Origin of the sequence: Bacillus sp. AFS053548 (assembly GCF_002575105.1) — a bacterium.
Lineage (GTDB): Bacteria > Bacillota > Bacilli > Bacillales > Bacillaceae_G > Gottfriedia.
Map to the genome: position 1 here is coordinate 101192 of NZ_NUHI01000014.1, position 26976 is coordinate 128167.

Below are 26976 nucleotides of genomic sequence, written 5' to 3' on the forward strand. Positions count from 1 at the left end.
TATAGAACTTTCTATTTTTTATATTATCCTCTCAAATTATATCTATTAAGTATGGGTTGTTGATAAGAATAAATAAGAAATTGAATACTTATAATATTGTTTAGCTAATAGACAACTAATAATAGAAATGGGTTGAAACAATGATAACCGTTTTATTTGAATATAAGTTTGAAAAGAAGTTTTTAGAGGATTTTAAATCAAGATTAAAAAAATCAGCACATCCAAAATTTCATTCAGAGCCCTCAAATATTGGAATGAATTTTATGCAAAGAGAAGATGAGCAATATTATTACATCAATTTATTTATTAAATATAGAAGTATAGAAGAATATGAAGAACGAACGAGGTTTGAAAGAAGCCAAGCTGAATGGAATGAGACTTGGTTTAGTAATGACATTACCCATGAACTATTATCAGTAACAATCTGGAAGGATTTTAGTCCAATGTCCTAGCATCTTCATTGCAACGTGATTCTTATACTTTATGAAAATTTTGTGAACTTGGTTATAAAGGATAATTTTTACGTACCCGCAAGGAATTCATATTTCCTTGCGGGTTTTATTATTTATTCGTTAAAGTAAAAACTGAAATTTCTGGAACACTAAAAAATCGAAACGGAAGCCTTGTTGTTCCTATACCTCGATTAACATATAAATTCAATGGTTTGATATGATGATTTATTTTATATAATCCTTCAGTATAAATAGTTGCTAATGGCGGAGTATAAAATGCTTCGTGAAATGGAAGCTTTACTTGTCCACCATGACTATGGCCAGAGAGTTGTAAGTCAATTGGATACTCTTTAAGGCGTTCTGCAACATCGGGTTCATGTACTAGTAAAAGATTAAAGGCGTTTTTTCGTATATTTTTAAATGCCTCAGCGGGCTTTGGTCTTCCTAAAAGATAGTCATCTAAACCGATAATATTTAGTTTACTGTAATCTTTTAAGACGATTTCTTTCTGTTCATTTTCTAAAACTGTAAAACCAGATTTTATGAAAACTGATGATGAGATTTTCTTCCCTGCACCACCAACGTCATGATTTCCGTAAATAGCATATTTGCCATATTTTGCTTTTAATTGTTGAAGTACAGCAGGGATTTGATCTAGTTTATTGTATAAAGCGCTATTATCAATTAAATCACCAGTAAATACAATTAAATCAGGATTTTGTTTATTAATTTGATCGACAACATTATTTAATTGCTTTAATGTATAATGAGCACCAAGATGGCTATCACTAAATTGAACAATTTTCAATCCTTCCATCTGCTTTGAAACGGAATTTGATGAGATTGTTATTTGATTTACATCTAACATTTTTGGTTCAATACATTTTGAATAACTATATAAAATAATAGGGAAAATTAATAGTAGCAACGTAAAAACTATTAATCTCCTAACGATCTTTCGAAATATGGTATATTTCATGTCTATAACCTGCCTTTTATGAATGAATTGATACAATTAAGATTGTAAATAAAATAAATAGAGCACTGACTAAAATTTCAACTATCCTCACTTTATCACTCCCCCTAGAACAGTTTAAGCTCCTTATGTTACATGAACGTGACAAAATAACTTTTGAACGGAGGAATTAAAAATCAATATTCTAATCGCTGATGATGAAAAAGATATGTTAAAGATCCTACAGGCATATTTCAAAAAGGAAGGATATAATGTTTTCTTAGCAGAAGACGGAGAACAAGCTATCGAAATCTTTTATAGCGAAAAAATTGATTTAGCTATTTTAGATTGGATGATGCCTTATAATAGTGGGATTAATGTGTGTAAAGAAATAAAGAAAAATGGTGAAACAAAAGTCTTAATGCTAACAGCTAGAAGTGAAGATGAGGACGAATTACAAGCTTTAAAACTAGGGGCAGACGATTATGTAAGAAAGCCATTCCATCCTGGTATCTTGATTACTAGAGCAAAAAAATTACTAAAAGAGGAGCATCTTATTGTAATTGGTAATATAAAAGTAGATTTTAAAGGTAAAATAGCATTCAGAAACGAGGGGAATTTAAATTTAACGAAAAAAGAAATTGATTTATTAAGCTGTTTTGTTCGTAATCGTGGAAATATATTGTCACGTGAGGATTTATTAATGAATGTATGGGGTATTGATTACGATGGAGATGATCGAACGGTGGATACACATATAAGAAGATTAAGAGAAAAAATAGGAGAAGATCTTATTCAAACACATCGAGGTTTAGGATACAGTCTTATAAAAGAAAAATGAATCGATTAGGAAGAAAAATATCGATTACAATTACCGTCTGTATTCTTTTTGTTTTTATTTTTTATTTAATTATCAATTCTTATTTATTACCTAAATATTACTTATTTCAGATGAAAAATAGAGTACATGACCTTTCAACAGCTATAAACAAGATGCCAATGGCTGAGTTTAAACAGTCCATTAATCAATTGGAACAAAAAAATAATGTAACAATTGCTTATGAACCAATTCAAACTAATTTAGACCAGTTTAATGGAATATTAAGAGATAATTTATATCAAAAAAGAGTAACGTTAAATAAATTTTGGGTTACAGAACAAACATTAAACCAAGTTAAAAGTGGTAAAAGAATTAGTAAAATCTACGATCAAGGTAAATTGAAATCTAGTTTTTTAGTCGATTTTATTCAAAAGGATAATGTATTTATTGTAGTCGGTGTCTCTATTGTATATTTAAGTGATGCTGTTCAAATCGTTAATAAATTTACTATTTATATTATGATTTTCTTGATTTTAATGTTGATTTTAATGGTTTGGATTTGGTCAAAAAAAATAACAGATCCATTAAAAGAATTAAAAGATATTTCTAAAGAAATCGCTCAATTAGAATTTAAAAAGGCAAGAATTTCAACAAATGATGAAATCGAAGAACTTGCTAAAAGTATTAACGAAATGAGTGACAAATTGAGGATTGCCCATGATGATTTAAATCAACGGAATGCAAATTTAAAAACATTCATATCAGATATTTCTCATGAACTTAAGACTCCGCTGGCTTTAATCAAAGCTTATTCTGCAGGCATTAAAGACGGAATAGATGATGGAACTTATGTCGATACGATTATTAAACAAACAGATCAAATAAACCGATTAATCGATAAATTATTAGAATTATCAAGAATTGAACGTGAAATATTACATATAGAACAATTTGACTTAATTCAGCTTTTTGAATCTAGTTTGGAAAACTTTGAAATCGAATTGAATCAAAATAATATCATTTTGACAAAAGAATATAGTAGAACGAACCAACTAAATATTGAAGTAGATCGTGACCAAATTGAGAAAGTATTCAATAATTTAATTAGTAATGCAATTAAATATACAAAAAATCCGGGAATTAATATTAAGATTTACGAGGAAAATGAGGAAATTCTATTCATGATTAAAAATGAAACAAATCTTAAAAATTCTACTCAAATTAAGCAAATCTGGGAACCGTTTTATGTTATGGAGGCTTCCCGAAGTAAACATTTAACAGGTACAGGCTTAGGTCTAGCGATTGTAAAATCCATTTTAACCCGTCATCAGTTAAAACATGATGTGAAATTAATAGATGGAAACATTCAATTTTCGATTCATTTTCCAAAACCCTTACAGTAAAGTAAGGGTTTTTATTTTCTACTTAGTTATAAGATTCAAGCCATAAAGCAGCATTATAGAAATGTAAATTTATTTAACATAGAAGTACCTATTAATCTATGAAACCCGACAAGAAAAGAACCTCATGTGCTTTTACATTTATTGGTGAATAACGACACCTGTACCAATTGGAGCCATTGAAGATAACTCAAGAACATCTTTATTGTACATTCGAATACAACCATGTGAAACAAAGTGACCAATTGTTGCAGGATTATCAGTTCCATGAATTCCGTAATGTGGAGCTGATAGTCCCATCCATAGTACTCCAAAAGGTCCACCAGGATTTGGATCTTTATTAATAATTGTATAGGTTCCTGTAGGAGTAGGAGTAAGCATTTTTCCAACACCGATTGGGTAAGTTTTAAGCAGATTGTTTCCATCGAAAAGTTTTAGCTGGCGGTTTGATGTAGAAATGTAGATCCAATTAGTCATTTTATCAGCTCCAGTTTTTAACCATAGTATGAAGAAAGTTTAATAGTTGTTAAATACAAGAGGAGTAATAGAAATATGAATTTTAAATAGAAAATATAGTAAGTTTACATTACTTTTCTACTATTTCCTTAGTACCAAGATTGGAGCAAATGAATACTCTATAGGACAAGCACTTAAAGGAGAGGATTAGTCTATAGTGTCTAATACAGTTAAATATTTTCAATATGCCCAAGAAGTTTCAAAAAAAATTGGCTGGTTAACAGAAGTAATTTATACTCAATGGCAAGTAGAAACAGCACATTTTACGTCTAAAAATTTTAAGAAAAATAACAATATCGCAGGCCAAACGTGGTATCCAGGCTTACCTCTTAGTAGTAGGGGAACAGCTAGACCTAAAAATGAAGGTGGTTATTATATAAAATATAATGATCCAGTTCAGGGCTATGTTGATTTTATTTTAAATAATCCGAGGTATGGTAAAGTTAAAACATACAAAACTGCTAATGAACAATTTAAAGCAATCGCTTCCGCAGGTTGGGCAGTAGCCCCTAATTATGCAGATGTACTCATCTCGGTTAATAATGCAAATATTAAAAATGGATTATATAAAAGGATTATTCAAATTGAGTTACATCCTTATAAAGGAGTTCTAAAAAAAGGATCAAGGGGAGTACAAGTAAAGAAAGTCCAAGAAAAAATAGGCGTCAAAGTGGATGGGATTTTCGGGATTTTAACCGAAAAAGCGGTTAAAGAATTTCAAAGTAAAAATGATTTAGTAGTTGATGGAATTGTTGGGGTAAAAACATGGGGCAAACTTTTCAATCCAACAAATCTATAAGGTATTTAATCATTTATAAAATGACCTGTATGGTTTTAAATACAGGTTTTTTAATTTTAACCTACTACATAAGAGGGTTTGAAAGAATTTTATAGAAAAGTTAACTATAACCATTTAAGAAAAGGAGAACGAAAGTGGAAATTAGAATTGCGGTAAAGAATGATTGTGAATCAATCGTAATTCTAGATTCTCAAATTATTGAAAGTCGAATTAGGGAAAATCAAATTAAAGGATCAATTGAAGAAAATCGATGCATTGTATGTGAAATGAATAAAAGGATAGTAGGTTTTATGATTTATCATAAATTTTTCTTTGGCCATTTATTTATTGATTTAATAATTGTCTCACCAGAAACGAGGAGGCTTGGTGTAGCAAAAAATCTCATGAAATATGTTGAGGTTTTTTCAGAAAAGAAATTATTTTCATCTACTAACAAATCAAATATCTCAATGCAAAAAGTTTTTCAATCTCTAGGATATATTGAAAGTGGATTTATCGATAATTTGGATGAAGGAGATCCTGAAATTATTTATGTTAAATTAATAGATTAAACGATATTTTTGGTAATTTATTTTTTGAAGAAGAATAACAATATTTTTATTACCCCAATTATCATTAGCCACTCCCAAATACCCATCTTCAATACTATATAAATTTACTCTCAAGCGGTTCTCAAACTTTGTTCGAAATAATCCTATCTTTTCATAGTTAAATTGAAAACGTTTACTATTATTCACAATAATAACGAAAGAGTGTGTAAAAAGTCCTGATGGATTAATTGATTTGTTACTTTAGGCTATTCGATATAAAAAATTTTTAAATACATTCTTCCTGTTATTCTATTTTTCAATGCATGATGAATAGTAATAATATATAAATGCTCCAATTATATCACTATAAGGAGTGGAAATATGGATTTTAAAAGGGAATTCATCTTAAAAACAAAAGCAATATATAAAGAAACTGTTACAGAAAATATGGCTTACAGTAAGATGTGTGAAAAATTTGAATCATATTTTGTTGATTTAAAGGAGTCTTTAAAAAAGGAAATTGAAGTTTCGAATGGTGAGTTTGATATTATGATTGATAAAGATAGTGTTATTGAGGTCTTATTAAATCAAAGAGAGTTATTAATTACGATTGATGACGCTGGGGTAGTAGTTAGTATTAAATATTTTGATGAAGTGCAAAATGAACAGGTTGAAAATAAGATTGATATAATTGAATATGATGGTGGGGCATACAAGAGTCAAGTATTTCAATCACCTATTACTAGAAATATAATCGATAACTATTTAGCAATTGCGTTTAGAGATGATTTAGAGAAGAATTTTGAGAGTTATAGTGAATGATAAAGTGATCTGTTCCAGTTAACTAATAGTAAGTCTAGAGCTTGGTCCTTCCAAGCTCTTTTAATTTGTCTATAGTTCTTCCACTTGAAATCTTAAAACAGTTTTCAATTTTTCAGGTTGTGTTTTTCTCGCATCAGAAATATAGATTTCTTTATGTGTTTTTTGAATTCTTTGTAGATCATTCTCCATACAGAACTCTTCCATTAATTTAAAGGTTCTTGGTTCGTCATCATAACTTCCGATGTGCATGGTTTGTACACATAAGCCTTCTGAAATCGATTCGAGTTTTAAGTTTGCTAATAATGGATTTTTCTTTTTTTGTTTAAGTTGATCTAAAATGATGTATGTTAAATTTTCTGTAACAAATTCGGGTTGTCTAATCATTAATTTATATAGAAGATGTTCTTTATTTAAATAGGCTAGTTTTCTACCTTCTTCATCTAAATCCCATACACCTTCAAGAGGGAAGACTGTGTAATCAAAATATCCTTCTGGAACAATGCCCTTTTTGGGTAACATTTTAATGGCATATGCTAAAGAATAAAGTGCTTCGATATTTTCTTTAAATAATTCATTATTTGGATTGCCTTTGCCTTCAATCGTTATATATTTAAAGGTTGGTATGTTAATTTTACTAGGCTTACTTTTTGGTAAATAAATTTCTTTTAAACTTTTTCTCCACTCAAGTTTACTCACTAAAAAAACTCCCTTAATAATAAGTCAGTTTGGTTTATTTTGTTATGACTATGCTTGTTAAAAACAAAAAGCAATCACATAAATATGTCATTGCTTTTAAGAGGTTTAATGATATGTACGATAGACTCCTATTACTTTTCCTAAAATTGATACTTGTTTTAATAAAATAGGAAACAGTGCATCATTTTCAGGTTGAAGTCTAAAATGGTCGCTTTCTTTATAAAAGCGCTTTACAGTAGCTTCACTATCTTCAGTCATGGCAACAACAATTTCGCCATTTTCAGCAGTGAATTGCTTTTTAACGATTACAAGATCGCCATTCAAAATACCAGCATTGATCATACTATCTCCTTCTACACGTAGCATAAAAACTTGTTCGTTAGATGGAGCGACAGATGTCGGTAAAGGGAAATATTCTTCTACGTTTTCGACTGCAGTAATTGGAATACCTGCAGTTACTTTACCGATTACGGGAATGTTAATAATATCGTTATGGATTTCACTGTATGATGCTGGTACTTCATTTACAACCGTTGCTGTATCACCAAGAATCTCAATTGCACGCGGTTTCGTAGGGTCTCTACGGATAAAGCCTTTTTGTTCTAGTCTCTCTAAATGACCATGTACTGTAGAGCTTGAAGCTAAACCAACAGCCTCAGCAATCTCTCGAACTGAAGGTGGATAACCTTTAATTTTTACTTCGTCTTTAATATAAGCTAAAATTTCTGCTTGCCTTTTCGATAGTTTGTTCATTCGAATTTCCCCCTTGCCTATAAAGTAGATAATACGTTCCTCTTTATTTTTTTCATTATATCATGATAGGATATGATATACAAACGTTAGTTCTATTTTTTATTAAAGTAGTTTTCGTGTTCGTATGGAGGGAACAGTTAATGAATGCAATAATTTACGCGAGAGTAAGTACAGCAAAGGATTCACAAGAAACATCATTAAATAGACAAATAAGTGAACTAACCGAATTAGCTGAGCGGATGGGAATGTGTATTCTAGAAACAATAGGCGAACAGGCTAGTGGGTATGAAGTAGAAAGAGAAGGGCTATTCCAGCTATTTCAAATTATAAAAGAGCATCAAGTTGATGCTTTGTTAATACAAGATGAAACAAGATTAGGAAGAGGTCATGCAAGAATAGCATTATTACATTTTTTAAAAAGGGAAGGAATAAGATTATTTACCTCTTCTCAAAATGGACAATTTCAATTAAGTGAAAGTGATGAAATGGTTTTAGAAATTTTAAGTATTGTAGAGGAATATCAACGGAAAATTCATAATATGAAAATAAAAAGAGGTATGAAAAAGGCGGTTGAAAACGGGTATAAGCCTCAAAAAAACTTAGAAGGTAGTTTAAACGCAGGTGGTAGAGATAAGTTGGAATTACCGATTTCCGAAATTGTAAGATTACGTCAAAACGACCTAACATTTGAAGAAATTGCAGCTACCTTAAAAGGATTTGGATATAACGTTTCAAAGGCAACTGTCAATAGAAGGTATAATGAACATATGAAAGAAAACTCCAATATTGAAAGCTAATGCAATTTATTGTAAGATGAGATACATTGAATAAAATATCAGACTCTGACTAACGATCGCTATTTTCTTTGCTTAGCCTGCTAAGTGCGGTGCTCTTTACACCTATTAAAACAGCTCGAAGTTAGACTTTCTCGCAAAGAATGAACAGGCAATTAATCGCCTGTTTTCAAAGTATGGAACTAACAATGAATAGATAAGATACAAATAAAGGAGAGGTTATCAATGGTTACTAAAAAAACTTTAGATAGAATAAATGAATTATCAAAAAAAGCAAAAGAAGAAGGATTAAGTCCTGAAGAGAAAGTTGAACAAGATCAATTAAGGAAAGAATATTTAGCAGATTTCCGTTCTCGTATGATGGATGAATTAACTTCACTTAAAATTGTTGATGAAAAAGGGAATGATATTACACCAGCAAAGTTAAAATATGAAAAAGCAATGCGTAAAAAAAACTTACATTAAAAAGGTTTTAATATTATAAAATTTCATATTTTGTTTAAAATAACAGAAAAAAGCAGAAGAATATTCTGCTTTTTTCTATTTCTTGGAAAGAATTTGTTAAAAATGTCAAAACTAAGTGTTAGTTATTGTAATAAATCATGGTAAATTATATGATAATATCTATGAATAAGCTAAAGGAGCGAAATTTATGTCTAATAATATTGAACAATTAGCAATTAATACGATTCGTACATTATCAATTGATGCAATCGAGAAATCCAATTCTGGTCACCCAGGAATGCCAATGGGCGCTGCACCGATGGCATATGCATTGTTTGCAAAATTTATGAATCATAACCCGAAAAATTCAAAATGGTTTAACAGAGACCGATTTGTGTTATCAGCAGGCCATGGTTCAATGTTACTATATAGCATGTTACATTTATCAGGCTACGAAGTTTCGATTGAAGATATTAAAAACTTCCGTCAATGGGGAAGCAACACTCCAGGACATCCTGAATTTGGACATACACACGGTGTTGAAGCTACAACAGGTCCATTAGGACAAGGTATTGCGATGGCTGTTGGGATGGCTTTAGCAGAGCGTCATTTAGCAGGTACATATAATAAAGAAGATTTAAATGTAGTTGACCACTTTACATACTCAATTTGTGGTGATGGAGATTTAATGGAAGGTGTTTCTGCAGAGGCAGCTTCATTAGCGGGACATTTACAATTAGGTCGCTTAGTAGTTCTTTATGATTCGAATGATATTTCATTAGACGGAGAATTAAATCGTTCATTCTCTGAAAGTGTAGAAGACCGCTTTAAAGCTTATGGATGGCAAGTAATCCGAGTTGAAGATGGTAATAACTTAGATGAAATTACTGCAGCGATCCAAAAAGCTCAAGAAGAATTATCAAAACCAACTTTAATCGAAGTGAAGACAACAATCGGTTACGGTTCTCCGAATAAATCTGGTAAATCAAAATCTCACGGTGAGCCATTAGGAAAAGAAGAAACGATTTTAACGAAACAAGCGTATGCTTGGGGTTATGAAAATGCATTCTACGTTCCAGAAGAAGTGTATGCACATTTTAATAAAGTAATCGTTGAAGCTGGTGCAAAGAAAGAAGCAGAATGGGATGCTACATTTGCAAAATACGAAGAAAAATATCCTGAATTAGCAGCTCAATTAAAGAATGCGATTGAAGGTAAAATTACTGTAGATTTAGAAACAGCATTACCTAAGTATGAAGTAGGTAAAAAAATTGCGACTCGTTCATCTTCAGGTGAAGCAATTAACGCTATTGCAAACGTATTACCTAGTTTCTTTGGTGGATCCGCTGACTTAGCTGGATCTAACAAAACGTATATGAATGGTAAAGGTGACTTTACGAGAGAAAGCTACGATGGACGTAATATTTGGTTCGGTGTACGTGAATTTGCAATGGGTGCAGCCTTAAATGGTATGGCGTTACATGGTGGCGTTCATTCGTTTGGCGCGACATTCTTTGTTTTCTCTGATTACTTAAAACCAGCAATTCGCTTAGCAGCTTTAATGAATTTACCTGTTACTTATGTATTTACACATGATAGTATCGCAGTTGGTGAAGACGGACCTACTCATGAACCAGTTGAGCAACTAGCAGCATTCAGATCAATGCCTAATCTAAATGTAATTCGTCCAGCAGACGGAAATGAAAGCTCAGCATCATGGAAAGTGGCAGTAGAAGCTAAAGACGCTCCTACAATGTTAGTATTGTCTCGTCAAGATTTACCAACTTTAGAGGGAACTACTACTGATATTTATAATAAAGTTTCGAAAGGTGCATACGTTATTTCTCCTGCTAAACAAGATAAAATTGATATCGTATTAATTGCTGCAGGTAGTGAAGTACAATTAGCAGTTGGAGCACAAGAAAAACTAGCAACAGAAGGAATTTCTGCATCGGTTGTTTCAATGCCTTCAATGGACTTATTTGAAAAGCAATCTGATGAATATAAACAATCAGTATTACCAAAAGAAGTTACGAAACGAGTAGCAGTAGAAATGGGTTCATCATTCGGCTGGCATAAATATGTAGGATTAGATGGAGAAGTTATTTCAATCGATACATTTGGTGCATCTGCTCCAGGTAACTTATTAATGGAGAAATTCGGTTTTACTGTTGATCATGTCGTTTCAGCAGCAAAAAAAGTATTACAATAAAAGGTGAAGACGGGAAAATAGGGAAAGAATTTTAAATTCTTTTCCTATTTCCTAACCTTTTTTCAATATAATACTTTATTAAAGATTTTTCGACAAAACTAGTTGATTTTCACTCCTTAAAAATGACAAATATTTTGAATGGAATTTTATATAATCTTCCTTACAGATAGTTGTTGGGAGTGGACAAGATATGAGGGAATATAAAATTTTTTTAATTCGAGAACCACTGTCTATAGAATTTTATGGGAAAGAGCATAAAATATATCAACTAGTATATGAGTATTATTACTCATCTATTGAACTAAGGAATATTATCGAAAAACAATTAGAATATATTACAGAACCAATACCATTATTCGAGCTACATACATTTATTCGCAAATTTGATTCTCAACAGATCTACTTTTATGAGGAAACTGGAGAGTATCTTCTCGAACTTGTTGATGGTGCAAAGGCTCAGCTAAAACTTTATCCTCACGAACTAATATTATATGCAGAAGGATCATTAGAGGCAGAAACAATATTCTTTGAGCTATTAAGAAAGTTTCGTTCAACATTCATTGCAATTGATGTGAAGGATCAGCGATTTGGCTGGCTAAGACCTATCGCCTATCAAAAGTATATTTAAATGATTAAATTACAGTTTGCTCTTGTATAAACTGGTTAGTTTTAGTAAAATTGTTTCTAGATGATTTTAAGGAGGAAGCAATAAAATGTGGGTATACTTTCTAGTCGGCATCTTAGCATTAATTGCAGGTGTAGCGATTGGATTTTTCATAGCTCGTCAATATACAATGAACTACCTAAAGAAAAATCCACCAATTAATGAACAAATGTTAAAAGTAATGATGGCTCAAATGGGACAAAAACCTTCACAAAAGAAAATTAATCAAATGATGAAGGCTATGAACAACCAAACAAAATAATAAATCCTTTTAAATATAAGGCTTTATAGCTTGTTTTGAAATAAATATTGAACATATTCTTTCTGGAACCAGCTCTTTTAAGTGAATTCTTCACTAAGAATTTGTAATTATTTAAATCATGAATCATTATACTAATCTGAAACCACTTATTCTGTTGGGATTAACCAATAGGAAAGTGGTTTTTATATTTTTAGAGGAAATTTTAATGAATACCAAAAGAAATTAGCCATAAATAGGGAAAGAAAAAAATTTAAGACATCGACTTTCGAGAAAAGTTGGTGTTTTTTTATATCTTTTTCTTCATTTTGAATTTATAAGAATTCGGATTATCTTGCAAATTTTAATACAACACTCCAATACAGTACTTATACAGTACTTGGTTAAGAAATGCGTATTCATAATTCAAATGTTTATTTAATCATTTAGTACATTGGCAAATTATTTTAGAACAAATATTTTTATACAAAACATGCCAAAATCCGCAAACAGTTGACAAATTTTTAGAAATTTAATCGTTTAATTCGTCGATTCCTATCTATTTAACAAATTACACGAAGAAGAAAGTCGATAAAAAAGTTCATGTTAGTTCCAATATTTGTCAAAATACCCATTATTAAAAGATTAGAATTGTTAACAAACTATTAAATAATTTATTGTGCTTCATCATATTAGTGCATCTAGTAAACTATCAATGAAGTCTATTAATTAGTAAATTGTTAGGCTTACCTAAAAGATAGATTTCATGTAGGAGGAGGAATTTGTCAGATTGTTTTCCGATTTATAATTATGTTTTTACGTTTAAAGGGGGGGAATAAGTAGACTGTTGGCTTAATCAGGGGGTGACGATAAAAAGTCCGAAAAGAAATGATGACATCACATAATCGACAGGACAAATTCGAAATCGAAAGCTACATAATTATAGTTTACAAGTGAGAGGAGAATTATTTTGAAGCGTAGAAATAAGATTGCTGCTTTATCGACCACTTTAATGATTTCGATGTATTCAACATCCGCATTCGCTGCTGAACCAGGGCTTGATAAAATGCCCGGACCAGTGGATCCTCAGTCATGGGTGAATCCAGACGATATGACCTGGAATGATTATAAACCAGTCCCTGGTATAAATTGGAGTACCGATAAGAGTATTCAACCGGAAACAAACCTTAAAGGAGCGCTGATCTTGGTTGATTTTCCGGGTCAGGATTTTATCTTGACCTTGCCTAAGGGGAAGGATCCTATCGGTAATCCACAAGTCAATGCAGTTCCTCGCGAAAAACTCGGGGAGTTTTGGACGAATTACTTGAATGTTCCAAGTGAGCTAAATCATTATCAGACAATTGATGGCTTTTGGAAAGAGAACTCATATGGAAAATGGGGCGTAACCCTTGATTCTTACGGTCCTTATCGCTTGGATAAATACGAATTTCAGTATGGGCTTGACAATTTTAATTCTGGTTTTCTGCCGAGTAATTATAAGACCGGTAACCTCTTCCAGGACGGCATTAATGCAGCAACAGCAGACATAGTCGCATCAGGAAAAAACTATGACTTTGCGTTCATTGTACATGCTGGCTATGATGAATCAACCGTATGGCAAGAACTGGGCGAAATGAAGTTTATGAATCAGAATACGGTGCCAGCTGAATTTGGTCCACCGAATTTAACTGGATTTGAGACTATGCCAAACTGGGCAAAAACTCGTTATGTACCATGGACTTCTTGGTTTGCAGCAAAATCTATTTGGTCTGCTGCATCGAGTGCAACATTAAATGGCAAATCGATTCGTGTTTCTATTCAAGGTGAAAGTGATGGCATGTCTACATTTGCTCACGAATTTGGTCACCTTAAGGGACTGGGCGATAACTATAATAATGCAGCTCTAGACCCTCGAACCTATTCGGGTTATTGGGAAACGATGAGTCGCGGGTCATTTAATGGCCCAGGTGGAACGCATACCCGATGGATGATTCCGGCAACCCTTGGTTCATCGTTACCGGCACCACATACGCTTCGAAATAAAATGAAACAAGGATTTCTATCCAATGATGAAGTCCTGCAGCTCAACCGTGATGAATTAAAAGAGTCTGGACCTGTGTTTGCGGATATTATTGCGCGCGAAGTACCAATTGGCAGTAAATTCGGCAGAAGCGGACTCCATGGTATCAACATCAGTATGACCGATTTAACACCAAGTAATTACCTAAGCGGTGACTGGCGTAACGATATGATCGGCAACGTAAACAACGCTAAGTACAATAACTACACCCTAGAAGTGGTAGACCGAGTTGGTGCGGACTCCTTTGCAGCCGATTCAGGTGTATTGATTTCCAAAACAAAAAATGCAGAGACTGCCCCGTTCATTTGGCCAGTTGATTCACATCCTGAAGATATCTCTGTGAAGGACTTTACTAAGCCTGACGGTACAACTGTAGCGGTTACAAAAGGTGACCCACGTCAAGCCCTGGATTCTTTATTCCATGCAGGGGGTGGAGCAAGTTTGGTTGGCGGTAAATTCAATGGTTCTATTAGCCAAGGCGATGTTGTCAGTGAGTACATCGACCCGTACAATAAACTTCAATTCTACATTTTAGGGAAGTACAAAGGCAATGACGGCGTCCTACATTATCAAGTTGCTGTTCGTAATACCGAGGGCTCAGGTGCCTATAAACGCGGGGTAAATGTAAGCGCTGGCACTATACAACCTGCTGTAGCGGGCAAAGTGGCAGTTTATCATTTTAATGTTACTAATACCGGCGAAGCGAAGGATCTTATTCGTGTTAACGCTTCTGCAGGTAATGATTGGACAGTTCAACTTGATAACAATGTTGTAGCAGTTGAACCGGGTAAAACCGTTGATGTACCTGTGTACGTGAAAATTCCTAAAGGTATGACAGCACCGGCCAATATTAACTTTACGGCAACTTCAGAAACAGACTCAAATCAAAGTGCTACTGATAACAATCTTTTACTAAACAATCTGAATGCAGCTGGTGTAAGTTCTATAATCGACAGCTTCGACAATGCAGGAGCCTTCAAAGCAGGGTCAGCGCAAGCCTTGAAGGCACATTTGAAATCTGTAGATCAATTTGAAAAGAATGGTAATGCTGATAAAGTTATCAAACATATTAATGATTTTAAAGGATTTCTAGAATATGAAAATGCTTGGAAAAAGGTTTCCGCAAAAGCGTATAATAATTTAAAAGCATACTCCGATGCAATGATTGAGGTTTGGGAATAGGGTAGATTGACTGTTTTTGGTAGAGTAACTGTGCCAGAGAAATGGAAGAACACTAATGTATGAATCTTCATAAAAAATGTGAAAGCATTTAGTTCCTACAAAAATAAGTAAAAATAAAACCGCTTTCTATTGGGAAATCAAACAATGGGAAGTGGTTTTTTTGTGATAAAATAATATAATAAAAAGGCTCCGATTAAATTTCGGAGCCTTTAATTAATACGAACTATTTAAAACCTTAGAGAAAACAATCATTAATTGTTTTTTTTAAATTTATCAATTTCATCCTTTATTTTTCTATTCAAGTTCAGTAATAAACTATTTTCTTTAGAACGTTTTGGTAAAGTACCTGTGGGCTTGTTCGTTAAAAAGGGGCTTTTCTGTTTTTTATCACTCATTAAATCATCTCCCATACATAGCTTTGTTCAAATATATTATTTGTATGGGCAATCTATGAAAGTTTAAAACATTTTATATCTATTCGTTGATGCGACTAGCTTTTAAGCGATTTAAGGCTTCGTCACTTCTTTTAAATATTTCTCTAGTGAATAAAGATGGAGATGTTTGTGGGGTAGTTCGAGTAGCCTTTTCATGTAAGAAGGGAGACTTAACTCTACCGTGACCATTTACACTCGCCACTAAATTTGTATTTGTTGATCCTGTTTTATTTGGCATTTTCCCACTCCTCTTCAAGCTAATAGCATAATTCTATCAAACTTATATTTTATAATCTATATTATTCTCTGTTACTCTAAATCAATTTGATGAGGTTTTTTTAACCAACTATGTATCAGAGACAAATTAATTACGTGATCAACGTCGATATCTAATATAGGCTCTTTTTGTGAGTCTATAGAAATTACTACTGGAAATATTTTTTCTAGATATGGAATGAGAGCAATCTGTTCGTTAATTTGAATTACCGTTTTTTCATTAATTGAAGTGAGTTGTTCTTCAGTTATGTTAATTCCCAGAACAGCACCTATTTCTTGTTTAAAGTTAATGTCTTTGTCTTTCTTAAAAACAGTAATACTATGTCTGCATATTTCACCATAAGTAAACAAAAAGTCTTCCAAACTTTTCCGATAGCTTTCAATCTCATTCCATTCTTGTGTCTCAAATGAGGATATTTTCATCATATCAAGTATTTCTGTGAATTGTAGACTTCTATTTTGAGTTTGAACGATAATTTTTTTCATTACATCATTGACGTTTTCTACTTCATTGATTTGTTCCATTTCCGTGCCACCTATTTTCTTAATGGTAGGTGTAAGAAATAAAGCTAAATCTACAAAGATGAACATTCCTGCTAATAATGTGAAGTGTTGCCACTTATTTACATTGAAACCTCTTTGATTAAGCAATAACACAGCTCCTAAAATGAAAAAAAAATACCATGTTCTCCTTAGGTTTTGTTTTTGATTATTAAAAAACTTTTTAAATACCCAACTTGTGTATAATATGATGGCTAAAAACACGGTAAGAATAAACCATTTATTTTGTTGAAAAAAATTAATTATAGAATCTCCAAACACCATATTTAAAAGGAATAGTAGCAATATTAGAATGACTGGGATCAAAATTCTTTTTTTCGTAGTTAATAGATTTTTAGATTTATCTTGAGTATCTTCCATAATTCACCTCCGTATATAAATTTTACCATAAAGAGATATGTTTATTATGTCTACTTTTTTCTATTTTTTGTCCTTCCAGTTAATCTTTATAGAGAAACATAACTTTGGCTTTACCGAAAATTAACAACCATTTTAAATAAGCAGATTATTAAAAAGTATTTAATTTTTATGTTATAATGGACACTGTGTTTTGAGTTTTCTAAATATTGTAAAATTAATTATGATAGCATTGCGGGGGTGAAGGAATGTCAGTTTTTAAAGATTTGTTTTGGTTTTTTAAACAAGAAAAAAGAAGCTATGTATGGGGAATATCTCTTTTAGTAATCGTTGCAATTTTAGAGCTACTACCTCCGAAAGTTATTGGTTATGTAATTGATGAAATGGTAAAAAACTCACTTAATAGTAAAAACTTACTTTTTTTGGTAGGTTTAATTTTTATTAATGGGTTACTTCTTTATGCATTTCGATATTGGTGGAGGAGATTAATATTTGGTTCTTCTTTAAAGTTAGCCAGACAGCTTAGAGATGATTTATATAATCATTTTTCGAAAATGTCTCCATCGTTTTATCAAAAAAATAGAATAGGAGATTTAATGGCTCACGCAACAAACGATGTTCAAGCAGTACGCGAGACAGCTGGGGTTGGAATCTTAACTTTTGTTGATTCTATTATTTTAGGTGGATCGGTACTAATAATGATGGCAGTTTCAATAAGTTGGAAGTTAACGCTTATTAGTCTATTACCATTACCAGTTATGGCCATTTTGACTCAATATTATGGTAAATTATTACATCAACGTTTTCATTTAGCGCAAGAATCATTTTCGGAATTAAATAATAAAGTTCAAGAAAGTATGAGTGGTTTAAAGGTTATAAGAAGTCTAGGGCAAACAAAAGAAGATGTAACTACTTTTAAAAACCAAGCAGATTTAGTAGTGAAATACAATATGAGAGTTGCTAGAATTGATGCACTTTTTGATCCAACAATCATGTTAGTTGTTTCGATTTGCTATATTATTGCAGTTGTTTATGGTTCTAGATTAGTTATTGCAGATGATATTACTGTTGGGCAATTAATTACATTTGTTACTTATTTAGGAATATTAATTTGGCCAATGCTTGCAATTGGATGGTTATTCAATATAGTCGAAAGAGGCCGCGCTTCTTATGATCGAATCCGTTCTTTATTAAGTGTTGAACCTGAAATTAAAAATAAGAAAAATGCATTAGAAAAAATTCAGATGGGTGAAATTACTTATTCAATTGATTCATTTAAGTTTAATGAAAAATCAAATTTTGAATTAAAGGATATATATATTAATGTTCAGGAAGGCCAAACAATTGGAATAGTTGGTAAAACTGGTCAAGGAAAAACAACTCTTTTAAAACTTTTATTGAGAGAGTATGAAGTAGTTAACGGGAGTATTTCAGTTGGCGATTTAGATATTAAAGATACAACTTTATTATCACTTAGATCACATATCGGTTATGTGCCTCAAGAACATTTTTTATTTTCATCATCAGTTAAGGAAAATATAGCGTTTAGCCAAATTGATTCTTCAATCGAAACAGTACATAAAGCTGCCGAGATTGCTAATATTCATGCGGATATTTTAGAATTCCCGTTAGGCTACGATACGATTGTAGGAGAAAGAGGGGTATCATTATCTGGTGGACAGAAACAAAGAATTTCAATTGCTAGATCTTTAATTAAAAATCCTAATATTTTAATATTAGACGACTGTTTATCAGCGGTGGATGCAAAAACAGAGGAAAAAATATTACACTCTTTAAAGGATGAAAGAAGTGGGAAAACAACATTTATTACTTCTCATCGTATGAGTGCTGTCATGCATAGTGATTTAATCATCGTTTTAGACGAAGGAAGAATTATTCAAAGAGGTAAACATGAAGATTTAGTTCAAATTGATGGTTGGTACAAAGAAATGTTTGAAAGACAACAACTAGAAGAACTAGTAGAGCAAGGAGGGAGATAAAATGAATCAAGAGATTGAAATCGATGCTAAAAGGCAGAAAAAAGATTTAATACGACTACTATCATTTCTAAAAAAATATAAAGTTTTACTGACTTTTGCATTTATTTTCTTATTCCTTGCAACAGCATGTGAAATGTATGGTCCAATTTTAGTTAAAAGATTTTTAGATGATCACTTAATGAAAAGGTATTTTCCAAAAGATACAATCATAACGTTATTTTCTATATATGTTGCAATAACAATCGGAAAAATCGTTTTATCATATTTACAGCTTTTAATGTTTCAACAAATCGCTTTTAAAGTTGTTCAAGATATAAGAATGAAAGTTTATGAGCATGTACATTCATTAGCTTTTTCGTTTTTTGATAAAACGCCGATTGGAAGTATTGTATCAAGAATTACGAATGATACAGAAGCTATAAAAGATTTTTACGTTAGTGTACTGGCAACGTTTATCTAGCAAATTGTCTTTTTAGTGGGAATCATTATTGCGATGTACTCATTAGACGCTAAATTAGCAACGATTTGTGTAGGGTTAGTTGTAATTGTTTATTTTATTATACTAACCTATCGTAAAAAAAGTTTTCCATTTTTTATGGAGACTAGAGGGCAGTTAAGTAATTTAAATGCGAAATTAAACGAACACTTACAAGGGATGTCAATCATACAAGCATTTAACCAACAAAAAAGATTACAAAATGAATTTGAGGGAGTTAATAAGTCTCACTATAATGCAGGTGTAAAAACAATCCGATTAGATTCTCTGTTTTTAAGACCGGCAACAGATTTAATTTATACAATTGGAATAATGTTTGTTCTTAGCTTCTTTGGCATTACTTCCTTTAGTAATCCAGTTGAGATTGGTACAGTCTATGCATTTGTAAGTTATTTAGAAAGATTTTTTGAACCGATTACGCAAATGATGATGAAATTATCTTTGTTACAGCAAGCTGTCGTATCATCATCAAGAGTATTTGACTTAATGGATGAAGAACAAAAAGCTCCTACTAAAGTTGGAACTGACTTACCAAAAGTAAAAGAAGGAAGTATTGATTTTAAAAATGTATCATTCGCATATGACGGAGTACACAATGTCATTCATGATATTTCATTCTCAGTTAAACCTGGTCAATCAGTTGCTTTTGTAGGTCATACAGGAAGTGGTAAGTCAACAATCATGAATCTACTATTACGTTTTTACGATGTGAAAGACGGGGAAATTCGGATTGATGATCAAAAACTATCAACATTTGAAGAAAGTGAATTACGTTCTAATATCGGATTAGTTTTACAAGATCCGTACTTATTTGTTGGAGATATAAAAGGAAATATCTCAATGTATAATAACAAAATAACTGAGAGAGAAATTAAAGAAGCAGCCGAATTAGTAAGAGCGAATGAATTTATTGAAAAATTACCAAATGGGTATGACGAGGCAGTTGTTGAAAGAGGTTCAACTTTATCAAGTGGACAGCGCCAATTAATCACTTTTGCAAGAACGATCGCAGCTAAACCTACTATTCTTATATTAGATGAAGCAACTGCAAATATTGATAGTGAAACAGAAGAAGCAATTCAAGAAGCTTTAACAGAGATGAGAAAAGGTAGAACGACTGTTATCATTGCTCATCGTTTATCAACAATTCAAGATGTTGATTGCATATATGTATTGCACAAAGGGAAAATCGTAGAAGAAGGCAACCATCAACAGCTGCTTGCAAAACAAGGATTGTACTATAATATGTATCTATTACAAAATAAAGGGTCTTTATTATTGGCGGAGTAATGAAAAAGTAGCTAGATTTTCTAGCTGCTTTTTTTATATAGAACTATATTCAGGAGGATATTAGTAAAAATTAATTCATTATTAATATATTCATAAAGTGGAGCTAAATTAATCGAATCCCTAGTTATCTGTTTTATGTGTTAAATTATTCTAGTAAATTCTACATTAAATAAGTTATTTAGTTGATAATAAAACGATTTAATTTACAAATAGTAGAATGATACCAAAACGAATAGGAGAAGATCACGATAATAGTTCAAATGTGGGGTGTCTCGAAGATTAGGAAGGTAGATCGAAATAAGAATATTTTAGTGTTAAAGTACCTGTTTTTACTAAAACTCGCTTAATTTACTCGTTATTTGTTATTTTATAATAATTAACTTTTTGTTAAATTGAATAATGGAAAGTAAGAACTTAATTAATTTTTTCTAATTAAGAGTGTTAATGCATTTTTCTAAAAAGGAAAATATTACTAAAAAATATACAGAATTTGTTAGAATTGTTCGAAAATTGGAGGTTTTTAGCGTTTTAAATCGAATGATATTTCTTTTTTTAGACTATTTCGAGAATTATAATCGATATCAGAAAATAAATTTAGTATTTTTAAAATTAAATATGAAAATGAAAGGGTATTAAATTTATTATTCTACAATATTAGTCTTTTAATTTAGGAGTTTTACGTACTCAACAAGGAGGAATATGCTTTGAAAAACTGGAAAAAACCATTAATGACTGTAGCAGCGGCAAGTTCTTTATTATTAGTCAATACACCAACATTTAAAGTAGCCGCGCAAGTAAATAAGGAAGTAGCCCAAGGTACAGGGGCTGCTGTACTAGATGGAACAAATTATTTTGGAGAAATGGATCCTAATACTACGTTATCAATCGATTTTGTTTTGAAACTTCAAAACAAAGATGATTTAGAAAAATATATTAAGGAAACAGTTACACCATACTCTCCTCATTATCGAAAGTATTTAAGTGTTGATGAATTCAAAGCTAAATATGCACCAAATCCGGCTTATATCCATTCTGTTACGTCATATCTACAAGCATATGGTATTAAAACTGATGTTCATGCAAATAATTTAACGATTACTACAACAGGAACAGTTGCTCAATTAAATAAAGCCTTAAGTGTCGATTTAAAATATGCTAGTTTTAAAGGTAAAAGTATTCATGCTACTAAAAAGAACCCAACTTTACCAAAAGTAATTTCAGATAATATTTTATGTATTTTAGGTTTAAATAATTATTCAAATTTAGAATCTAGAGCGGTTAAACAACCAACAATAATTGATAAGAAGGATGTACCAACTGGTCCACTTAGTTTAACTCCACAAGATTTACAAAGTCATTACAATGTTAATCCGCTTTATAAAAAGGGAGCAACTGGTGCTGGTCAAACAATCGGTATAGTAACTCTAGCGGAATTTAATACTGATGATGCATATAAATTCTGGGATAATATGGGAATTGAAACTAAGCCTAATCGTATTTCAGTAAAAGATGTAGATGGCGGTTCTGGTTGGGATGGTTATGAAGAAACTACATTAGATATACAACAAGCAGGTGCAATTGCTCCTGATGCAAATATTAATGTGTATGTAGGTCCTAACTCAGATACTGGATTTGTAGATGCATTTTCGAATGCAATTAATGAGAATGTAGCAAAACAAATTTCAGTAAGTTGGGGATCAAGTGAACTAAGTATTGATTCATACGTACAGCAACAAATGGAAGCACCAGAGTATGAAGACACATTTAATCAATTGTTTATGCAAGCAGCAGCACAAGGTATATCGATGTTTGCAGCAGCTGGTGATGCAGGTGCTTATGATGAAACTAGAGGTTCAGATAAAGTATTTAAACTGACAGCTGATTTCCCAGCAGCAAGTCCGTACATCACAGTAGCAGGTGGAACAACATTACCTTTCCAATTCCACTCTAATTCAACAGGTGTCGATGTCAAAGTTGGTGAAGAACGTGCTTGGGGTTGGGATTATCTACATGATTATTACAAAGCTAGAAAACTACCAGATGCTAACTTAGTTAATGGTGGTGGTGGCGGTTTCAGTACTTATTTTGAAACTCCAGATTATCAAAAAGGTGTAAGTGGGGTTAACAGTTTTACTGCAGTTGATGAGTTTACTATTTCACAAGATTTATCAAATGTCACATACAAACAACCTACTATTATTCCAGGACAAGGTACAGGCCGTAACCTTCCAGATTTATCAATGGCTGCTGATCCATACACTGGATATTATGTGTATTTAAGTGAACCAGGTAAACCTGGAACAAATTCCGGGTATGCTGTATTTGGTGGAACTAGTTTCGTATCACCTCAACTGAATGGATTATCGGCGTTAATTAATAGTGCAGATAACACTCAAGTTGGTTTCTGGAATCCTCAAATTTATCGCTTTGCACAACAAAGCACATCGCCTTTCACGCCATTAAACAAATCAGGTGCTGAAAACGATAATCTATTCTATTCTGGTACACCAGGTACGCTTTATAACCAAGCTACAGGACTTGGAATACCTGATGTAGCAAAATTAGCTGATAATTTCAGTACTCCAGTAAAATAAATTTCAAAAGAAAAAGTCGCATATTATGCGACTTTTTTTGTATTTACTAAATTATTGAAACTAACTTATAGATATAGAAAATAACTAAATAAAATAAAGCTTCATCACTAAAGCCGTTCCTATTGCTCCAAAAACAACGAAAATGATATGTAATCTAAGTAATGATAAGATAATTGCAACTAATCCACCAATTAGTCCAACGCTGATATTTCCTTTTTGAACACTTAATATTCCTGGGAAAATTAATGCACCCAATGCAGCATATGGAACACCTTTTAACCAGGAGGATACCCAATTTGGAAATTGAATCCGATCAACAATAAATACCGGAATTATTCGGGGAATCATTGTCACTAGGCACATACCTAAAACAAGTAAAAAGACAATCATTCTTTGCGATCTCCTTTCATTAATACAATTGCAAGTAAACTAGCAAGGATGGAAGACAAAATTAATGACCAGCCTTGACTTAAAAAAGATGAAAGGATGAAATTTAATAGCATACTCACTAATACAATTAAACATGCTCTCCAATTTGTACGGATAGCTGGGGTTAATAACCCGATAAACATAGCGTATAAAGATATTCCCATGCTTTCGCTAATAATCTTTGGAATAAGTTTGGAAAAAACTACTCCTAAAATAGTACCGCTTATCCAAGTACAATAAGCAATTGTATGTAATGTAATCAGATAGATGGACGAATAACTTGCTGAACTGCTTTTTTTACCTAAAGTAGTTACAGCGAAATTTTCATCAGTTAGTGTAATAGACAAGTAGACTCTATGCCAAAATGGTAGAGTTTTAAATTGATGATTAAATGATAGACTCATAACAAAGTTTCTAAAATTTAAAATAAATGTAGCGATATAGATTTGGAAAAAACTCACACCTGCCAAATACATTGATAAACCCATAAACTGACTAGCGCCAGCATAAACTAGCGCACTAAAAGAAATAGTATTTAGCACATCAATGTCAGCTTGCTTTGCAATTAATCCGAATGTAAAAGCAACAGGCAAATAGCCAATAATTAAGGGAACAGACGCTAAAAATCCTTCCTTCATTTCCTTACTACGATTCGCTTTAGTAAGTGTAGTTTTTGATTCTTGCAAAACAGTAGACATCTTAAGTTAGAAACTCCCTTCATTAAAAATATCCTTTAGTAATTAAGAACAATAAAGTGTTCTATAGCTGAGATGGCAGAAAATGTTTTCAGACACTTTATATTTCTGTATTCATACTTGTTTAGTGTTAGGAAAACAATCGGCCATCAAAGATGGTCATATGATTATACTATAAAATTAAGAAAATTTTTATAATACTAAAAATTTAATTTGTTTAATATTTGGGATCATTAATGAAACTAAAGCATTTGAAGTTAAAAGAGGAGTTTTTGGAAATGCCATAAAAAATTTTGACTTATTCATGAAATTTATAAATTATAGGTAATATTTTCCAGTAATAAATGATAAGGATTAATAATAAAAACATACTTGGCCATATTTTTTTAAACATTTTTCCACCTTAATCATAATTTAGTTTATTAACAAGTGTGCCGAAATTTTAGAGAAAATATTCCATTTTAATCACTATTTTTCAATTTTTTGGTAATGAATGAATGATTAGAGGTTCTTAAAATATGTGTATGATGCGGTCTATTAACTACTTTTAATACTAAATAAAAAGCAATTCTGTTATAATGTTAACTAGAATGTAAAGATAAGAAGGGATGTAAGTTAATGGGGGATTTAAATATTGGTATTGCATTTGGAGCGGGATTTCTCTCCTTTATTTCTCCATGTTGTCTACCGATTTATCCAGCGTTTTTATCGTATATTACAGGGGTATCTTTAAGTGATTTACAAAATGAAAAAAGAATACATAAAAGTAAAACTTTACTACATACTTTGTTCTTTTTACTAGGTTTTACAATCATTTTTATTGTTTTAGGTTTTAGTACTTCCATAATTGGTTCTTTTTTTATGCGTTATCAAGATTTTATTCGTCAAGTTGGTGCGATTTTAATTGTATTTTTAGGATTAGTCGTAACGGGTATTTTTCAACCGAAGTTTTTAATGAATGATCAAAGGTTTCAATTTTCAAAACGCCCTTCAGGTTTTCTAGGTTCTACTTTAATTGGATTAGCATTTGCAGCAGGTTGGACACCTTGTACTGGACCAATCTTAACTTCAGTATTTGCACTTGCAGTAAGTAACCCAGGTTCAAGTCTATTTTATATGTTAGCTTATACTCTTGGATTTTCTATTCCATTTTTTGTATTGTCGTTTTATTTAGGATCACTAAGTTGGATTAAAAAGTATTCACATAAAATCGTCGTTTTTGGTGGATATATCATGATCATAATGGGAATCATGTTATATTTTGATTGGTTGACTAAAATAACAATTTATTTTACTAGATTTTTTGGTGGATTTACTGGGTTTTAACCATTATTTTTCCAATGTAAAAAAATGCAGGATTTGAAGTTATTGGATTTGCATCGAAGTGGTAGAAGCAGTATTATATAATCAGTTTATATGATAAAAAAAGTGCTTTGTATTCACAAAAACTATATTAGTCAATGCATAAAAGTATTGTTATTCTTTAAGATTGAGAAAAAAGGTAGTGAAAAAAATGAGTAAAGATATGAGTATAATTTTTAGCACAGTATTTGCAACCTGTATGGCTTTAGGTGTAATTTTCGTTAGACTAAAAGCTGCTAAAAAGCCGACAAACCTTAAAAAAATAATTTTACCTCCATTTTTTATGAGTAGTGGAGCATTAATGTACTTAGTACCTGAGTTTAGATTGACAGGTTCTGAAGTATTAGAAGCTGTTTGTATGGGAGTATTTTTTTCGTTATTTCTAATTAAAACGTCTAAATTTGAAATTGTAGATAATGAAATTTATTTAAAAAGATCAAAAGCATTTGTCTTTATCTTACTTGGTTTATTAGTAGTTCGAATCGTGATGAAGTTATATTTAAGTTCATCAATCGATGTAGGCCAATTAAGTGGTATGTTCTTCTTATTAGCATTTTCAATGATTGTTCCTTGGCGCTTAGCAATGTACAAATCATATCAAAAAATGAGAAGACAGCTTCCATCAAATACAATTATTACATGAAAAAACGTGTACCTTATCGGTACACGTTTTTATTTTGCAAGTAAATGCTTATAATCAGTAAAATCAATTTCTTTTTTCTTTAATGTTTTAACTAAAAATGCATGATCACGTTTAGGGGTTGCTTTAATATAACCTTCAATAATTAAACCTTGTGTAATTTGCGGAGCGTTAGCTATTAGAGCTAACTCACCAATTTTTCCTGCTATTTTATCTCGAGCTATATCTCTAAATAAAGATGGAACAGGTTTTACTAATTCTTCAAGTAATTCTTTCTGTTCAGTTGACCATAAATGTCTTGTTTGTTGTAAATATTCTTCCTGCCAATCTAAAATCGATTTCCCATCCTCTTTAGGTAATCTTTTTAAAAACTTTCTGAACATAAAGTATCCGCCGATTGACATCATTCCTAACAAGAAAATTGTCCATAAGACAATCATAATTTGAGAAAAGAACGAAAACATATGTATCCTCCTTGTATTAGG

26 protein-coding genes and 1 pseudogene are annotated in these 26976 nt (G+C 31.6%); 17 read left to right on the forward strand and 10 right to left on the reverse strand.

What is annotated here, in order from left to right:
• Nucleotides 1-140: 140 nt before the first annotated feature.
• Nucleotides 141-452: an antibiotic biosynthesis monooxygenase gene (locus CN946_RS07805; RefSeq protein ID WP_098860623.1), complete on the forward strand. Its 312-nt coding sequence runs from the start codon at nt 141-143 to the stop codon at nt 450-452.
• 109 nt (nt 453-561) lie between these two features.
• Here the strand turns inward: CN946_RS07805 and CN946_RS07810 are convergent, their stop codons facing one another.
• Complete coding sequence (locus CN946_RS07810; protein WP_098860624.1) at nt 562-1431, reverse strand: metallophosphoesterase; 870 nt, start codon at nt 1429-1431, stop codon at nt 562-564.
• Between the two features lie 172 nt (nt 1432-1603).
• On the opposite strand from CN946_RS07810, the gene CN946_RS07815 reads away from it, so the two are divergent.
• Nucleotides 1604-2248: a response regulator transcription factor gene (locus CN946_RS07815; protein ID WP_098860625.1), complete on the forward strand. Its 645-nt coding sequence runs from the start codon at nt 1604-1606 to the stop codon at nt 2246-2248.
• Nucleotides 2245-3630, forward strand: coding sequence for a sensor histidine kinase (locus CN946_RS07820; RefSeq protein ID WP_098860626.1), 1386 nt, complete (start codon nt 2245-2247; stop codon nt 3628-3630). Before CN946_RS07815 ends, CN946_RS07820 begins: the two co-directional genes overlap by 4 nt.
• A gap of 138 nt (nt 3631-3768) precedes the next feature.
• On the opposite strand, the gene CN946_RS07825 is transcribed toward CN946_RS07820, so the two are convergent.
• On the reverse strand, nt 3769-4104 hold the full coding sequence (locus CN946_RS07825; RefSeq protein ID WP_098860627.1) for a L,D-transpeptidase: 336 nt from the start codon (nt 4102-4104) through the stop codon (nt 3769-3771).
• 196 nt (nt 4105-4300) lie between these two features.
• Between CN946_RS07825 and CN946_RS07830 the strand changes: the two genes are divergently transcribed.
• From CN946_RS07830 to CN946_RS07840, 3 genes are all read left to right on the forward strand, one after another.
• Nucleotides 4301-4942, forward strand: coding sequence for a glucosaminidase domain-containing protein (locus CN946_RS07830; RefSeq protein ID WP_098860628.1), 642 nt, complete (start codon nt 4301-4303; stop codon nt 4940-4942).
• 134 nt (nt 4943-5076) lie between these two features.
• Nucleotides 5077-5493, forward strand: a complete 417-nt coding sequence (locus CN946_RS07835; protein ID WP_098860629.1) for a GNAT family N-acetyltransferase — start codon at nt 5077-5079, stop codon at nt 5491-5493.
• A 360-nt stretch (nt 5494-5853) separates the two neighbouring features.
• Complete coding sequence (locus CN946_RS07840; RefSeq protein WP_098860630.1) at nt 5854-6294, forward strand: hypothetical protein; 441 nt, start codon at nt 5854-5856, stop codon at nt 6292-6294.
• A 69-nt stretch (nt 6295-6363) separates the two neighbouring features.
• Here CN946_RS07840 and CN946_RS07845 read toward each other — a convergent pair whose 3' ends face one another.
• Nucleotides 6364-6990: a GyrI-like domain-containing protein gene (locus CN946_RS07845; protein WP_098860631.1), complete on the reverse strand. Its 627-nt coding sequence runs from the start codon at nt 6988-6990 to the stop codon at nt 6364-6366.
• A 105-nt stretch (nt 6991-7095) separates the two neighbouring features.
• Nucleotides 7096-7743: a transcriptional repressor LexA gene (gene lexA / locus CN946_RS07850; protein WP_098860632.1), complete on the reverse strand. Its 648-nt coding sequence runs from the start codon at nt 7741-7743 to the stop codon at nt 7096-7098.
• 140 nt (nt 7744-7883) lie between these two features.
• Between lexA and CN946_RS07855 the strand changes: the two genes are divergently transcribed.
• From CN946_RS07855 to CN946_RS07880, 6 genes are all read left to right on the forward strand, one after another.
• Nucleotides 7884-8540, forward strand: coding sequence for a YneB family resolvase-like protein (locus CN946_RS07855; protein WP_098860633.1), 657 nt, complete (start codon nt 7884-7886; stop codon nt 8538-8540).
• Between the two features lie 222 nt (nt 8541-8762).
• Nucleotides 8763-9002 carry a DUF896 domain-containing protein gene (locus CN946_RS07860; RefSeq protein WP_098427400.1) on the forward strand — a complete coding sequence of 80 codons (240 nt, stop codon included), beginning with the start codon at nt 8763-8765 and terminating at the stop codon, nt 9000-9002.
• A 187-nt stretch (nt 9003-9189) separates the two neighbouring features.
• Nucleotides 9190-11193, forward strand: a complete 2004-nt coding sequence (gene tkt, locus CN946_RS07865; RefSeq protein WP_098860634.1) for a transketolase — start codon at nt 9190-9192, stop codon at nt 11191-11193.
• A 190-nt stretch (nt 11194-11383) separates the two neighbouring features.
• Nucleotides 11384-11821 carry a sporulation inhibitor of replication protein SirA gene (gene sirA, locus CN946_RS07870; protein ID WP_098860635.1) on the forward strand — a complete coding sequence of 146 codons (438 nt, stop codon included), beginning with the start codon at nt 11384-11386 and terminating at the stop codon, nt 11819-11821.
• A gap of 85 nt (nt 11822-11906) precedes the next feature.
• Complete coding sequence (locus tag CN946_RS07875; protein WP_056476721.1) at nt 11907-12119, forward strand: YneF family protein; 213 nt, start codon at nt 11907-11909, stop codon at nt 12117-12119.
• A gap of 946 nt (nt 12120-13065) precedes the next feature.
• The gene (locus tag CN946_RS07880) at nt 13066-15357 is read left to right on the forward strand and encodes an FIMAH domain-containing protein (RefSeq protein ID WP_176547250.1); all 2292 of its coding nucleotides are present in this window, start codon (nt 13066-13068) and stop codon (nt 15355-15357) included.
• Between the two features lie 251 nt (nt 15358-15608).
• On the opposite strand, the gene CN946_RS23370 is transcribed toward CN946_RS07880, so the two are convergent.
• The 3 genes from CN946_RS23370 to CN946_RS07890 form a co-directional block, all read right to left on the reverse strand.
• Entirely contained in the window at nt 15609-15752 is a 144-nt protein-coding gene (locus tag CN946_RS23370) for a hypothetical protein (RefSeq protein WP_176547251.1), read from the reverse strand.
• A gap of 79 nt (nt 15753-15831) precedes the next feature.
• The gene (locus CN946_RS07885; protein ID WP_098860636.1) at nt 15832-16029 is read right to left on the reverse strand and encodes a hypothetical protein; all 198 of its coding nucleotides are present in this window, start codon (nt 16027-16029) and stop codon (nt 15832-15834) included.
• A 71-nt stretch (nt 16030-16100) separates the two neighbouring features.
• A complete protein-coding gene (locus CN946_RS07890; RefSeq protein ID WP_286133872.1) occupies nt 16101-16988 on the reverse strand; it encodes a type II toxin-antitoxin system SpoIISA family toxin in 888 nt (295 codons plus the stop codon).
• 245 nt (nt 16989-17233) lie between these two features.
• On the opposite strand from CN946_RS07890, the gene CN946_RS07895 reads away from it, so the two are divergent.
• The 3 genes and pseudogenes from CN946_RS07895 (at nt 17234) to CN946_RS07910 (ending at nt 23365) form a co-directional block, all read left to right on the forward strand.
• The gene (locus tag CN946_RS07895) at nt 17234-18985 is read left to right on the forward strand and encodes an ABC transporter transmembrane domain-containing protein (RefSeq protein WP_098860638.1); all 1752 of its coding nucleotides are present in this window, start codon (nt 17234-17236) and stop codon (nt 18983-18985) included.
• A 1-nt stretch (nt 18986) separates the two neighbouring features.
• Nucleotides 18987-20771: pseudogene (locus CN946_RS07900) on the forward strand (ABC transporter ATP-binding protein).
• A gap of 704 nt (nt 20772-21475) precedes the next feature.
• A complete protein-coding gene (locus tag CN946_RS07910; RefSeq protein WP_098860640.1) occupies nt 21476-23365 on the forward strand; it encodes a S53 family peptidase in 1890 nt (629 codons plus the stop codon).
• A gap of 84 nt (nt 23366-23449) precedes the next feature.
• On the opposite strand, the gene CN946_RS07915 is transcribed toward CN946_RS07910, so the two are convergent.
• Nucleotides 23450-23755 carry an AzlD domain-containing protein gene (locus tag CN946_RS07915; RefSeq protein ID WP_098860641.1) on the reverse strand — a complete coding sequence of 102 codons (306 nt, stop codon included), beginning with the start codon at nt 23753-23755 and terminating at the stop codon, nt 23450-23452.
• A complete protein-coding gene (locus CN946_RS07920; protein WP_098860642.1) occupies nt 23752-24492 on the reverse strand; it encodes an AzlC family ABC transporter permease in 741 nt (246 codons plus the stop codon). The genes CN946_RS07915 and CN946_RS07920 overlap by 4 nt, the downstream gene beginning before the upstream one ends.
• A gap of 615 nt (nt 24493-25107) precedes the next feature.
• On the opposite strand from CN946_RS07920, the gene CN946_RS07925 reads away from it, so the two are divergent.
• Both CN946_RS07925 and CN946_RS07930 read left to right on the forward strand, forming a co-directional pair.
• Nucleotides 25108-25815 (forward strand): cytochrome c biogenesis CcdA family protein, encoded by a 708-nt coding sequence (locus CN946_RS07925; RefSeq protein ID WP_098860643.1) that lies wholly within the window; start codon nt 25108-25110, stop codon nt 25813-25815.
• 199 nt (nt 25816-26014) lie between these two features.
• Nucleotides 26015-26494, forward strand: coding sequence for a CcdC family protein (locus CN946_RS07930; RefSeq protein WP_097977948.1), 480 nt, complete (start codon nt 26015-26017; stop codon nt 26492-26494).
• 29 nt (nt 26495-26523) lie between these two features.
• On the opposite strand, the gene CN946_RS07935 is transcribed toward CN946_RS07930, so the two are convergent.
• Nucleotides 26524-26955, reverse strand: a complete 432-nt coding sequence (locus CN946_RS07935; protein ID WP_097977842.1) for a DUF2621 family protein — start codon at nt 26953-26955, stop codon at nt 26524-26526.
• Between the last annotated feature and the right edge of the window lie 21 nt (nt 26956-26976).